Origin of the sequence: Streptomyces sp. NPDC127190 (assembly GCF_042672505.1) — a bacterium.
Taxonomy (GTDB): Bacteria; Actinomycetota; Actinomycetes; order Streptomycetales; family Streptomycetaceae; genus Streptomyces.
In genome coordinates, this window is record NZ_JBHXVE010000004.1 from 1 (window position 1) to 12431 (window position 12431).

The following is a 12431-nucleotide window of genomic DNA, read 5'->3' on the forward strand; positions in this document are numbered from 1 at the left end:
CTCTCCGTGAATGTTTTCCCGTAATCGGGATGAACACCACGAGAGCGGTGCGAGAGGAGGAATAGTCCCCTCGCACACAGCGTCCTCGCTGTGTTTGTTTCAAAGGAACCTCGACCATCGGACAGTGTCCGACGGACGGGGTATCAACATATCTGGCGTTGATTTTTGGCACGCTGTTGAGTTCTCAAGGAACGGTCGCTTCCTTTGTACTCACCCTCTCGGGCTTTCCTCCGGGCGCTTCCCTTCGGTCTTGCGTTTCCGACTCTATCAGATCTTTTCTGACCTGATTCCCGGTCGGCGGGGGTTGTCTTTCCGGCCGTTGCGGGCCGTTCCGACGAGTGAGACTCTAGCGGATTCCCGGCCCCAGAGCTAATCGGGGGCCGTGTCCTTTCGGACGCGGATTCCTCATTCCGCAAATACACACGCCGAAGCACCCGACGACGTGTCGCCGATTCTTGGCTGTACTTGAGGGATGGCTCTCCGGGGCCGACCAGGGTCAGCGCCTCACACCGGAAAACCCGAAGAACTTTACGGGCCCGTATGGGGGATGTCAAACGGCGGCTGCGGCCGGTCGGGGGGCCCGTCGGCCCGGTCGGTCGGGCCGGGTGGCCGGCGCTCGACCGGTCCCGCCCGGTGGGGGGCTGACGTGGCGTCGGAAACGCCGCAGCGCCCGCGCCGGCCGGAGCCGATGCGGGCGCTGCGCAGCAGGTCAGAGGCCGTATGGCTCGCCTGCGGACGGTAGGCCCTGTGGGACTCGAACCCACAACCAATGGATTAAAAGTCCACTGCTCTGCCAATTGAGCTAAGGGCCCAGCGTTGTTGCCTGTCCGAGCATAGCGGGAGCGGGCCGGGTCTCCGATCGAGTATCGGCGACCCGGCCGCGTCGGGCGGGGTCTCGGGTCCCAGGCCGTCACTTCCCGGCCCGGTCGGGGGCGGCCGCTGGGGCGGGCCGGAGGAACCAGTGCCGGGCCGACGCCCCCCACCAGACCGCCGCGAAGCCCAGGACGACCAGGACGGCGACGGGGGCGTAGTTGAAGGTCTTCCAGGTGACCGGGGAGACCTGCGGAAGCATGAAGAGGACCGTGATCGCCAGGACCCAGAGCACGGAGACCACCCCGACGGGGACCGACCAGCGGCCCAGGTGCCAGGGGCCGCGGGCGAAGGCGGTGCCCTTGCGGACCCGGAGGAAGGTCGGGATGACGTACGCGATGTAGAGGCCGATCACGGCGATCGAGGTCACCGCCGCGTAGGCCGTCGTATTGATCAGGTAGGGCAGGCCGAGCGCGAGGGCGGCGAGCGCTGCCAGCCAGACGGCCGCGACCGGGGTGCGGGTGCGCGGGCTGACCGTCTGCCAGAGGCGGGAGAAGGGCAGCGCGCCGTCGCGGGAGAAGGCGTAGATCATGCGGCTGTTGGCGGTGACGGAGGCCATCCCGCAGAAGAGCTGGGCGCCGATCACCACCAGGAGCAGCAGTTTGCCGGTCGTGGCGCCGAGCGCGTCCAGCAGGATCTGGGCCGGGGGCGCGCCGGTGGGGGACGCGACTTCGCGGTCGTAGGACTGGATGGCGAAGGTGAAGCCGAGGAGCAGGACGAAGCCCGCGATCCACGAGGTCCAGATGGAGCGGACGATGCCGCGCGGGCCGGCCGTGGCCGCCTCGTGGGTCTCCTCCGTCATATGGGCGGAGGCGTCGTACCCGGTGAAGGTGTACTGCGCCATGAGGAGGCCGAGGAGGACGACGTAGGGGCCGCTGCCCCAGCCCGTCTCGTTGACGAAGTGCGTGAACACGAAGGACGCGGACCGGTGGTGGTCGGGGACGAGGGCGAGCGCGCCGACGATGACGGTGACGCCCAGCACGTGCCACCACACGCTGACGTCGTTGAGGAACGCGACGATCCGCACGCCGAAGGTGTTCAGCAGGCCGTGCAGCAGCAGGATCGCGGCGAAGAGCAGGACCGTGCGGCCGGGGGTCACCGCGAAGCCGAACTGGAGGTCGAGCCAGGCTCCGAGGAAGGAGGCCGCGCCGAAGTCGACGCCCGCGGTCACCGCCACCTGGCCCAGCACGTTGAACCAGCCGGTGAACCAGGCCCAGGCCGCGGCCGACCGCGGCGGCGCCAGGCGGTGGGCCCAGAAGTAGAGGCCGGCCGAGGTCGGGTAGGCCGAGCAGATCTCGGCCATCGACAGGCCCACGGAGAGGGTCATCAGTCCCACCGCCACCCAGCCCCAGGTGATGACCGCCGGGCCGCCGGTGGTCATGCCGAAGAGATAGAGGGTCAGGCAGCCGGAGAGGACGGAGATGATCGTGAAGGAGACGGCGTAGTTCGAGAACGCCGACATGCGGCGGGCGAGGACCTGGGTGTAACCGAGCTGGGCGAGCCGTTCCTCGTCCGACGGCGTGTCCACTCGCGCATCTTCTGTCATGCCCCCAGCAATTCCCTCGGCGGGGACGTGACATGCGTCACTGCGGACGGAAGAAGGGCCCGTACGACCGGAGTCGTACGGGCCCTTCGTCAGGTCACTCGGCGTCAGCCGTTGCGCTTCCAGCGCGGCTTGTCGTCGCGGCGGCCGAAGGAGCCGGTGCCACGGTGGTCGTCACGACGGCCGTACGGGCGCTCGTGGCCGCCGGAGCGGAAGCCCGGACGGTCGTCGCGGCGGTCGCGGTTGAACGGACGGTCGCTGCCCCGGTGCCCACCGCGCTCGTCACGGCGGAAGCCCGGACGGTCGTCACGGCGCTCGAAGCCACCACGGCCACCACGGTCGCCACGCTCACCACGGTCCCGGTCGAAGGGACGACGCTCGTCGCGGTCACGGTCGAACGGACGACGGTCGTCACGGCGCTCGAAGCCACCACGGCCACCGCGGTCGCCACGCTCACCGCGGTCACGGTCGAACGGACGACGCTCCTCGCGACGCTCGAAACCACCACGACCACCACGGTCACCGCGGTCACGGTCGAAGGGACGACGCTCCTCACGGCGCTCGTACGACGCCGAAGCCGCCGGACGCTCCTCGCGCTCGGTCTCGCGCTCCGTCGCCTCCTCGGCCACGGCCAGCTCCTCGGCCGCCGTCGCCTGGGCCTCGGCCACCGCCGTCTCCGGGTCCTCGCCGCGCTCGCGGGCGACCCGGGCGACCAGCCGGTCGGCCTCGTCGCGCAGCTCGGTCGCGCGGCGCTGGGCGCGCTCCAGCTGCTTGGTGAGCTGGGAGACCTCGCGCTCGGCCTGCTGGGCGGCGTTGGCGGCGGACTCGGCCTGCACCTCGGTCATGGAGCGGGCGCCGGTGATCTCGGCGACCTCCGGGTCGAAGGCGGCACCGCCCTGGATGATGTGGCGGGCCGCGTCGACGCCGGCGTCCTCCATGAGGCGGAAGATCTGGCGGCGCTGGTGCGGCAGGGACAGCGACACGACCGTGCCGGTACGGCCCGCACGCGCGGTACGGCCGGCGCGGTGCAGGTAGTCCTTGTGGTCGCCGGCCGGGTCCACGTTCAGGACCAGGTCGATGCCGTCGACGTGGATGCCGCGGGCGGCGACGTCGGTGGCGACCAGGACGTTGACGTACCCGTCCTTGAAGTCGGCCAGGGTGCGGGTGCGGGCGCCCTGGGTCATGCCGCCGTGCAGCGCGTCGGCCTTCACGCCGGCCTCGCGGAGCTGCTCGGCGACGCGGTCGGCGCCCAGCTGGGTGCGGACGAAGATGATCGTGCGGCCCTTGCGGGAGGCGATCGCGGCGGTGACCGGCGCCTTGTCCTTGGGCTTCACGATGAGGATGTGGTGCGACATGGTCGTCACCGCGCCCTGGGCCGCGTCCACCTCGTGGGAGACCGGGTTGTTCAGGTAGCGGTCGACGAGGGTCTGGATCTCGTTCTCCATGGTGGCGGAGAAGAGCATGCGCTGGCCGCCGGCCGGGACCTGGTCGAGCAGCTCGGTGACCTCGGGCAGGAAGCCCAGGTCGGACATCTGGTCGGCCTCGTCCAGGACGGTGATCTGCACGTCCTCGAGGGAGCAGGCGCCGCGGTTGATGATGTCGCGCAGGCGGCCGGGCGTGGCGACGAGGATGTCGACGCCGCGCTCCAGGGCGTAGATCTGGTTGCCCATCGAGGTGCCGCCGCAGACGACCTTCATCTTCAGGCCGAGGACGTCGCCGTAGGGCTGGAGGGCGTCGGCCACCTGCATGGCCAGCTCACGGGTGGGCGTGAGGATGACGGCACGCGGCCGCTTCTTCTCGGTGCGGCCGCCGGCCAGCGTGGCCAGGGTCGGCAGACCGAAGGAGAGGGTCTTGCCGGAGCCGGTGCGGCCACGGCCGAGGATGTCCTTGCCGGTCAGGGCGTCCGGGATGGTCGCGGCCTGGATCGGGAAGGGGGTGGTGACGCCGTTCTGTGCGAGCTTGCGCACGATTCCCTCGGGGAGGCCGAGGTCGGCAAAGGTGGTCTGGGGGGTGGTGTCAGCGGCCTCGGGGGCCTCGGTGACCTCGGTCGTCTCTTCCACGAGAGAGTCGTTCTCGAACTCGTTCTCGGACACGACGATCTGGTCAGTACTGGACACGGACATGCGAATGCGAAACCTTCCGGAGTCTCTTCGGCACGCGCCCGTCAACTCCGTGATTCGCTCACGACCGCCTCAATGCGGTCCGCCACGGCAAAGGAGAGTACGCGCCACACGGCGCGCTCTGTGGTGGCGCCGGGCAAATGGGATCAAACGATCTACCACCATACGCACCTCCCACCCCTGATGGCAAACCGATCTCCCGGCGACCCCGGTGAGCTGCGCGTTCCCTCACGCGGGCGCCCCCGCCTCCGGGGCGGGTTCCCGCTGCACCAGCTGGGTGCCGGTCTGCTCGTGCGCTGAGGAGGACGGCTCGGCCGACGGCGGCGCCGAGGTGACCGGGGGCGGGGTGGAGGCCGGGGGCGGCGGCGGGGCGGCGGAGGTGGCCGGGGGCGGCGGCGGGGTGTCGGTCGGCGCCGGATCGCCGGGCTGCGCGGACGGGGCGGGCTTGCCGGGCTTGCCGGGGGGCCGCCGGGGCGCGGTGGAGGCGCTGTCCCCGGCGGAGGGGGTGGCGGCCGAGGCCGAGGCCGACTCCCCGGGCTTCGCCTTGCCGCCGTCGCCGTGCTTGCCGTCGCCGCCCGCGGCCTCGTCACGCCCGGCGCCGGCCACTCCGGGCGCGGGCCCGCCGTCGGGGGCCTTCGCGCCGTGCCGGTCCGTCGCGTGGGAGGGCCGGGCCGGGTCCGCGTTCGCGCCCACGTTCACGCAGCCTGCGGCGACGGAGACGGCCAGCGCCGTGACGACCAGACGGACAGGTACGTACAAGGGGCGCACGGCGGCCACCTCCGAGGGCGAGGGAAGGAGTCAACCTCCCCAACTCCCGCCGCCCGCAGGAGGACACGCGCCGCGTGCGCACCGCCGGCCCGGCCGCGGCTCACCCGTATCCGAGGCCGTGCAGACGCGCGTCGTCGATGCCGAAGTGGTGGGCGATCTCGTGGACCACGGTCACCTCGGTCTCCGCGACGACGTCCTCGCGGGTCTCGCACATCCTGAGCGTCGGCCCCCGGTAGACGGTGATCCGGTCCGGCAGGACGCCGGCGTACCACTCGCCCCGGTCGGTCAGCGGGGTGCCCTCGTAGACCCCGAGCAGCTCGGGGTCGTCGGCGGGCGGCTCGTCCTCCACGAAGACGGCCACGTTGTCCATGAGCCGCGTCAGCTCCGGGGGGATCCGGTCCAGCGCCTCGGCGACCAGTTCCTCGAACTCCTCGCGCGTCATCTCCAGCACAGGGTCATTGTCCGGTACCGATGCCGCATAGCGCGGCTGGGACTTGGGCATACGGGACCAATGGCCCGCGTCCCCCGCGCAGCCCTGCGCCTCCTGCCGATCCGGACCGCCCGCCGCGCCCGCCGTCCCCGCCCGCATTCCGCCCCGGACCTGCCCGACCTGGACCTCCCTGAGCTGAATACCGCCGCCCGGCGCCGCCCCTGGCTCGGCGCGCTCGGCCTGACCGCGGTCGTCCTCGTCGGCGCCTGGCTGGGCCTGCTGGTCGTCGGGAACGTACGGACCCCGGTCGGCCCGATGGACACCACGATGGCCCTGCGGCCCTCCCTCAGCGGCGGTACGAAGATCAACGTGTCCCCGCTGGGCTCCCTCACCCTGGACAGCCATGTGGCGCCGGTCCGCCTGGACGTCAACGTCGACCAACTGGACCCGGCGCGCTCCCAGGCCCTGGTCGACCACCCGGAGCGGCTCTCCGGCCTCCAGGGCCAGGTGGTCCACGACGTCGAGCACGGAACCCTCGATCTCGCCGTGCGCTCCTGCGCCGCCGTCGTCGTCGTCGTCGGCGCCACGGCGCTCGGCCTCGCCGTCTACCGGCGCCCGCGCCGCGCCCTGACGGCCGGCGGGCTGGCCCTGGCACTGCTCGGCGCCTCGGGCGCGTCGGCGTACGCCACCTGGAACCCGCAGTCGGTACTGGAGCCGAAGTTCTCCGGACTGCTGTCCTCGGCCCCGTCCGTGATCGGCAACGCACGCAGCATCGTCACCGAATTCGACGTCTACCAGCAGGAGTTGGCGCGCCTGGTGACGAACGTGACCAAGCTGTACGACGTCACGTCCACCCTCCCGGCCTACCAGCCCGACCCCTCCACCCTCCGGGTGCTGCATGTGTCGGACATCCATCTCAACCCTGCGAGCTGGAAGATCATCGCGTCGCTTGTGAAGCAGTACCGGGTGGATGTGATCGTCGACTCCGGCGACACGATGGATCACGGCACGACGGCGGAGAACGCCTTCCTGGACCCGGCCGGCCGCCTGGGCGTGCCGTATGTGTGGGTGCGGGGCAACCATGACTCCGCGGCCACCCAGCGCTATCTGGAGCGCATGAAGAACGTGCATGTGCTGGACGGCGGCCGGGCGGAGACGGTGGCCGGGCTGCGGTTCGCGGGCATCGGCGATCCCCAGTTCACCCCCGACCGCTCGACGGTGCCCGGCGGTGACGCCGCCGAGCGGCTGGCTGGCGACCGGCTGGCCAGCGCCCTGCGGGACCAGAAGGCCCGGGGCACCCCGGTGGACGTCGCCGTCGCGCACGAGCCGGCCGCGGCCCGCGAGACGGACGGCACGGTGCCGCTGGTGCTCTGCGGGCATCTGCACCACGAGGGCGCCGAGACACTGCCCTTCGGCACCCTGCTGCGGATGGAGGGGTCCACGGGCGGCAGCGGGCTGCGGGCCGTGGAGCGCTCGTACCCGGCGCCGATCGAGGCCTCGATCCTCTACTTCGACCGGCACGACCACCGGCTCCAGGCCTGGGACGCCATCGAACTGGGCGGACTGGGACTGACAACGGCCGAGGTCAGCCGCCATCTGGCCGACCAGAACCACCCCGGCTCGGCCCCCGGTGGCACCCCGTCCGGGGCGCCGTCCCGCCACTCCCCGTAAACCGTTTTGGCGATCCCCGCCGCCATCCCATATGCTTCTCACGTCCCCGACGCGCTGAGAAGCGCCAGGCGGGCCGATAGCCCTCATCGTCTAGCGGCCTAGGACGCCGCCCTTTCAAGGCGGTAGCACGGGTTCGAATCCCGTTGGGGGCACGCATTACCGTGTGCGACACTGTTGCATACACGCTTGGTCCTGTGGAGCAGTTTGGAGTGCTCGCCACCCTGTCAAGGTGGAGGCCGCGGGTTCAAATCCCGTCAGGACCGCTGGTGTTTCACGTGAAACACCGTGGCTGGGTAGCTCAGTTGGTACGAGCGTCCGCCTGAAAAGCGGAAGGTCGCCGGTTCGACCCCGGCCCCAGCCACAGCCAGAAGGCCTCGTTCGTCAGAACGGGGCCTTCTTCGTTACCGGTGGTTCTTCGTGGGGGAACGATGAGCGGCAGCGAGAGCAAGGTCGTCCGGGACACCGACATAGAGAAGACGCGGGCGCGGTACGGGCTGCTCGCGGTCCTCTTCAGCAATCTGGCGATCGTCGCCGTCGCGGGCATCGGGGTGTGGCGGCTCGACGGGGACAAGGGCGTGATCGTCGGGGTCCTCACCGCCGCGTTCACGGCCGTGAGCAGCATGACGACGGCGTACCTGGGGATCAAGGCCGTCGCCAACACGGCGAGGGCGGTGAGCCTCGGGGGGCATGCACAGCCCAGCGCCTCCACGCCGCCCGCTCAGCCCGCTCCTTCGGCGCCGTCGGCACCGCCCGCGCAGCGGGCCTCCTAGGGCGGCTCGTCCTGGGCTTCGCCGGGCCCGGGGCAAATCGTTCGCGCGTTTTTCGGGCGGGGTGAGATCCTGGATCGCGTATGTCTACGCATCCCGCCCCCGCCCTCGGCACCCTCGCCCCCCGTCTGACCGAGCTGTCGCTGCGTGACGCGCACCGGCTCGGGCGGCGGCTCGAGGGCGCGCGCAAGATCCGTAAGCCGGAAGCCCGTGCCGCCGTCCTCGCCGAGATCGAGGCGGAGGTCGACCGGGCCGAGGCCCGCATGGCCGAGCGGCGCCTCCGCGTGCCGGCGGTCGCCTACCCCGAGCAGCTGCCCGTCAGCCAGAAGAAGGACGAGATCGCGGCCGCCATCCGCGATCACCAGGTCGTCATCGTCGCCGGTGAGACCGGGTCCGGTAAGACCACGCAGATCCCGAAGATCTGTCTGGAGCTGGGCCGGGGCGTCCGGGGCATGATCGGGCACACCCAGCCCCGCCGGATCGCCGCGCGCACCGTCGCCGAGCGGGTCGCGGAGGAGCTGCGGACGCCGCTCGGCGAAGCCGTCGGCTGGAAGGTGCGCTTCACCGACCAGGTGAACCAGGACGCCACCTTCATCAAGCTGATGACGGACGGCATCCTGCTCGCGGAGATCCAGACCGACCGCGAGCTGCGCGCCTACGACACGATCATCATCGACGAGGCCCACGAGCGGTCCCTCAACATCGACTTCCTGCTCGGCTATCTGGCACAGCTGCTGCCCAAACGGCCGGATCTCAAGGTCGTCATCACCTCCGCCACCATCGACCCCGAGCGCTTCTCCCGGCACTTCGGCGACGCGCCGATCGTCGAGGTGAGCGGGCGGACGTACCCGGTGGAGGTGCGCTACCGGCCGCTCCTGGAGGAGGACTCGGAGGACGCCGACCGGGACCAGATCACGGCGATCTGCGACGCGGTCGAGGAGCTCCAGGCCGAGGGCAAGGGCGACATCCTCGTCTTCCTCTCCGGCGAGCGGGAGATCCGGGACACGGCCGACGCGCTGGAGAAGAAGAAGTACCGGTTCACGGAGATCCTTCCGCTGTACGCCCGGCTGTCCCATGCCGAGCAGCACCGGGTGTTCCAGCCGCACACCGGGCGCAGGATCGTTCTGGCGACCAACGTCGCCGAGACCTCTCTCACCGTGCCCGGCATCAAGTACGTCATCGACCCCGGCTTCGCCCGGATCAGCCGCTACAGCCACCGCACCAAGGTCCAGCGGCTGCCCATCGAGCCGATCTCGCAGGCCAGCGCCAACCAGCGCAAGGGCCGCTGCGGCCGGACCAGCGACGGCATCTGCATCCGGCTGTACAGCGAGGACGACTTCCTGTCCCGGCCGGAGTTCACCGACGCGGAGATCCTCCGCACCAACCTCGCCTCCGTCATCCTCCAGATGACCGCGGCCGGCCTCGGCGACATCGAGAAGTTCCCGTTCATCGACCCGCCGGACCACCGCAACATCCGCGACGGCGTGCATCTGCTCCAGGAGCTGGGCGCGCTCGACCCCGCCCAGAAGGACCCGCGCAAACGGCTCACCGACCGCGGCCGCAAGCTCGCCCAGCTGCCCGTCGACCCGCGGCTGGCCCGGATGGTGCTGGAGGCCGACCGCAACGGCTGTGTCCGCGAGGTCATGGTCATCGCGGCCGCCCTGTCCATCCAGGACCCGCGGGAGCGCCCGGCCGACAAGCAGGCCCAGGCCGACCAGCAGCACGCCCGCTTCAAGGACGAGACCAGCGACTTCCTCGCCTACCTGAATCTGTGGCGGTACGTCCGCGAGCAGCAGAAGGAGCGGGGCTCCAGCTCGTTCAGGCGGATGTGCAAGCAGGAGTACCTGAACTTCCTGCGCATTCGCGAATGGCAGGACATCTACACCCAGCTGCGCACGGTCGCGAAGCAGATGGGCATCCATCTCAACGAGGAGGACGCCCCGGGCGACCGCATCCATGTCTCGCTGCTCGCCGGCCTTCTCTCGCACATCGGGATGAAGGACGTACGCGACGGCAACAAGAACGAGTACCTGGGCGCCCGCAACGCCAAGTTCGCGATCTTCCCGGGTTCGGCGCTGTTCAAGAAGCAGCCGAAGTTCGTGATGTCGGCCGAGCTGGTGGAGACCAGCCGGCTGTGGGCGCGGGTCAACGCGAAGATCGAGCCCGAGTGGGTCGAGCCGCTCGCCGGACACCTGCTGAAGCGGACGTACAGCGAACCGCACTGGGAGAAGGACCAGGCGGCCGTGATGGCGTACGAGAAGGTCACGCTGTACGGCGTACCGATCGTCGCCCAGCGGAAGGTGAACTACGGGCGGGTCGACCCCGAGGTCAGCCGCGAGCTGTTCATCCGCAACGCGCTGGTCGAGGGCGACTGGCGCACGCACCACAAGTTCTTCGCGGACAACCGCAGGCTGCTGAGCGAGGTCGAGGAGCTCGAACACCGCGCCCGGCGCCGGGACATCGTCGTGGACGACGACACGCTGTTCGACTTCTACGACCAGCGGGTGCCCGAACACGTCGTCTCCGGCGCCCACTTCGACTCCTGGTGGAAGCGGAAGCGGCACGAGCAGCCGGACTTCCTGGACTTCGAGCGGGAGATGCTCATCCGGGAGTCGGCGGAGGCGGTCACCAAGGCCGACTATCCGGACTCCTGGCGGCAGGGCGACCTCACCTTCCGGGTCACCTACCAGTTCGAGCCGGGTGCGGACGCGGACGGTGTGACGGTCCACATCCCGCTCCAGGTCCTCAACCAGGTGGCCGACGAGGGCTTCGACTGGCAGATCCCGGGTCTGCGCGAGGAGGTGGTGACGGAGCTGATCCGTTCCCTCCCCAAGCCGATCCGCCGCCACTACGTGCCCGCGCCGAACTACGCGAAGGCGTTCCTGGAGAAGGCGGTGCCCCTCCAGGAGCCGCTCACCGTGGCGATGGCCCGGGAGCTGAAGCGGATGGTGGGCGTGCCGTTCGAGGCGGACGACTTCGACTGGTCCAAGGTGCCCGACCATCTCAAGATCACCTTCCGGATCGTCGACGAACGGCGGCGGAAGCTGGCCGAGGACAAGGACCTGGAGACGCTGCGGCTCCAGCTGAAGCCGAAGGCGCGCAAGGCGCTGTCCCAGGCCGCCGCGGCGACCGCGTCCCGCGAGGGCGGCGAGTCCCTGGAGCGCAAGGGGCTGACCGACTGGACGATCGGCACGCTCAGCCGGGTCTTCGAGACCCGCCGGGCCGGCCAGCCCGTGAAGGCCTACCCGGCGCTCGTGGACGACGGGGACACGGTCTCCGTGCGCCTCTTCGACACGGAGGCCGAGCAGGCGGAGGCGATGTGGAAGGGCACCCGGCGCCTGATCCTGCGCAACATCCCGGTGAACCCGGCGAAGTTCGCGTCCGAGAAGCTGACCAACCAGCAGAAGCTCGGCCTGTCCGCCAACCCGCACGGGTCCATCCAGGCCCTCTTCGACGACTGTGCGATGGCGGCGGCGGACAAGCTGATCGCGGACTTCGGCGGGCCGGTGTGGGACGAGGAGTCGTACCGGAAGCTGTACGACAAGGTGCGCGCGGAGATCGTGGACACGACGGTCCGTACGGTCGCCCAGGTGCAGCAGGTGCTGGCGGCCTGGCAGGCCTGTGAGCGCCGTCTGAAGGCCACCAGCAGCCCGGCGCTGCTCGCGAACCTGACGGACGTCCGCAAGCAGCTGGACGCGCTGGTGAAGCCCGGTTTCGTCACCTGGGCCGGGATACGGCGGCTGCCCGACCTCATGCGCTACCTGGTGGCCGCCGACCGGCGCCTCCAGCAGATGCCGACGGGCGTCCAGCGGGACACCACGCGCATGGAGAAGGTGCACGAGATGCAGGACGAGTACGCCTGGCTCCTGGAGCAGCTCCCCAAGGGCCGCCCGGTGCCGGCCGCCGTCCTGGACATCCGCTGGATGATCGAGGAGCTGCGGGTCAGCTACTTCGCCCACGCTCTGGGCACGGCGTACCCGGTGTCGGACAAGCGGATCGTGAAGGCGATCGACACGTTGGCACCGTAACGGACTGCACACGGAGGGTGAGTTCGACCAGACACCTCACCCTCCTGTACAGTCCTTCTCGCAGCGCAGGAAAGAAACAAAGCGCCGCGAAACCTGGTCCTGTGGAGCAGTTTGGAGTGCTCGCCACCCTGTCAAGGTGGAGGCCGCGGGTTCAAATCCCGTCAGGACCGCACAGTAGAGAAGGGGGGGGCGTCGCACACCGTGTGGGGGCGGCGCTGGTGTGTGGGTGAGGGG

General features: G+C 70.3%; 7 protein-coding genes and 5 tRNA genes. 7 read left to right on the forward strand and 5 right to left on the reverse strand.

From position 1 onward, the window contains the following. Positions 1-739: 739 nt before the first annotated feature. The 5 genes from ACFVIU_RS08075 to ACFVIU_RS08095 all read right to left on the reverse strand — a co-directional run bounded on the left by ACFVIU_RS08075 (position 740) and on the right by ACFVIU_RS08095 (position 5752). Positions 740-812, reverse strand: a tRNA-Lys gene (locus ACFVIU_RS08075). A 98-nt stretch (positions 813-910) separates the two neighbouring features. Next, complete coding sequence (locus ACFVIU_RS08080; RefSeq protein ID WP_385841361.1) at positions 911-2416, reverse strand: amino acid permease; 1506 nt, start codon at positions 2414-2416, stop codon at positions 911-913. A gap of 104 nt (positions 2417-2520) precedes the next feature. Continuing rightward, positions 2521-4536: a DEAD/DEAH box helicase gene (locus tag ACFVIU_RS08085; protein WP_385841362.1), complete on the reverse strand. Its 2016-nt coding sequence runs from the start codon at positions 4534-4536 to the stop codon at positions 2521-2523. A gap of 225 nt (positions 4537-4761) precedes the next feature. Next, the gene (locus tag ACFVIU_RS08090) at positions 4762-5301 is read right to left on the reverse strand and encodes a hypothetical protein (RefSeq protein ID WP_385841363.1); all 540 of its coding nucleotides are present in this window, start codon (positions 5299-5301) and stop codon (positions 4762-4764) included. Positions 5302-5401: 100 nt separating this feature from the next. Next, positions 5402-5752 carry a metallopeptidase family protein gene (locus ACFVIU_RS08095; RefSeq protein ID WP_385841364.1) on the reverse strand — a complete coding sequence of 117 codons (351 nt, stop codon included), beginning with the start codon at positions 5750-5752 and terminating at the stop codon, positions 5402-5404. Between the two features lie 60 nt (positions 5753-5812). Between ACFVIU_RS08095 and ACFVIU_RS08100 the strand changes: the two genes are divergently transcribed. The 7 genes from ACFVIU_RS08100 (at position 5813) to ACFVIU_RS08130 (ending at position 12367) form a co-directional block, all read left to right on the forward strand. Beyond that, the gene (locus ACFVIU_RS08100; RefSeq protein WP_385841365.1) at positions 5813-7402 is read left to right on the forward strand and encodes a metallophosphoesterase; all 1590 of its coding nucleotides are present in this window, start codon (positions 5813-5815) and stop codon (positions 7400-7402) included. A 79-nt stretch (positions 7403-7481) separates the two neighbouring features. Further along, positions 7482-7554, forward strand: a tRNA-Glu gene (locus ACFVIU_RS08105). 36 nt (positions 7555-7590) lie between these two features. Continuing rightward, positions 7591-7665 (forward strand) — tRNA-Asp (locus tag ACFVIU_RS08110). A gap of 24 nt (positions 7666-7689) precedes the next feature. Beyond that, a tRNA-Phe gene (locus ACFVIU_RS08115) sits at positions 7690-7763 on the forward strand. Positions 7764-7830: 67 nt separating this feature from the next. Continuing rightward, positions 7831-8172 (forward strand): hypothetical protein, encoded by a 342-nt coding sequence (locus ACFVIU_RS08120; RefSeq protein ID WP_385841366.1) that lies wholly within the window; start codon positions 7831-7833, stop codon positions 8170-8172. Between the two features lie 80 nt (positions 8173-8252). After that, positions 8253-12197, forward strand: a complete 3945-nt coding sequence (gene hrpA, locus ACFVIU_RS08125) for an ATP-dependent RNA helicase HrpA (protein WP_385841367.1) — start codon at positions 8253-8255, stop codon at positions 12195-12197. Positions 12198-12292: 95 nt separating this feature from the next. Beyond that, positions 12293-12367, forward strand: a tRNA-Asp gene (locus ACFVIU_RS08130). Positions 12368-12431 lie beyond the last annotated feature (64 nt).

Bases quoted from the DNA above. Each gene is read 5' to 3' on its own strand.
- ACFVIU_RS08080 (WP_385841361.1), bottom strand. From the start codon at position 2,416: ATGACAGAAGATGCGCGAGTGGACACGCCGTCGGACGAGGAACGGCTC.
- hrpA (WP_385841367.1), top strand. From the start codon at position 8,253: ATGTCTACGCATCCCGCCCCCGCCCTCGGCACCCTCGCCCCCCGTCTG.
- ACFVIU_RS08085 (WP_385841362.1), bottom strand. From the start codon at position 4,536: ATGTCCGTGTCCAGTACTGACCAGATCGTCGTGTCCGAGAACGAGTTC.
- ACFVIU_RS08120 (WP_385841366.1), top strand. From the start codon at position 7,831: ATGAGCGGCAGCGAGAGCAAGGTCGTCCGGGACACCGACATAGAGAAG.
- ACFVIU_RS08100 (WP_385841365.1), top strand. From the start codon at position 5,813: ATGGCCCGCGTCCCCCGCGCAGCCCTGCGCCTCCTGCCGATCCGGACC.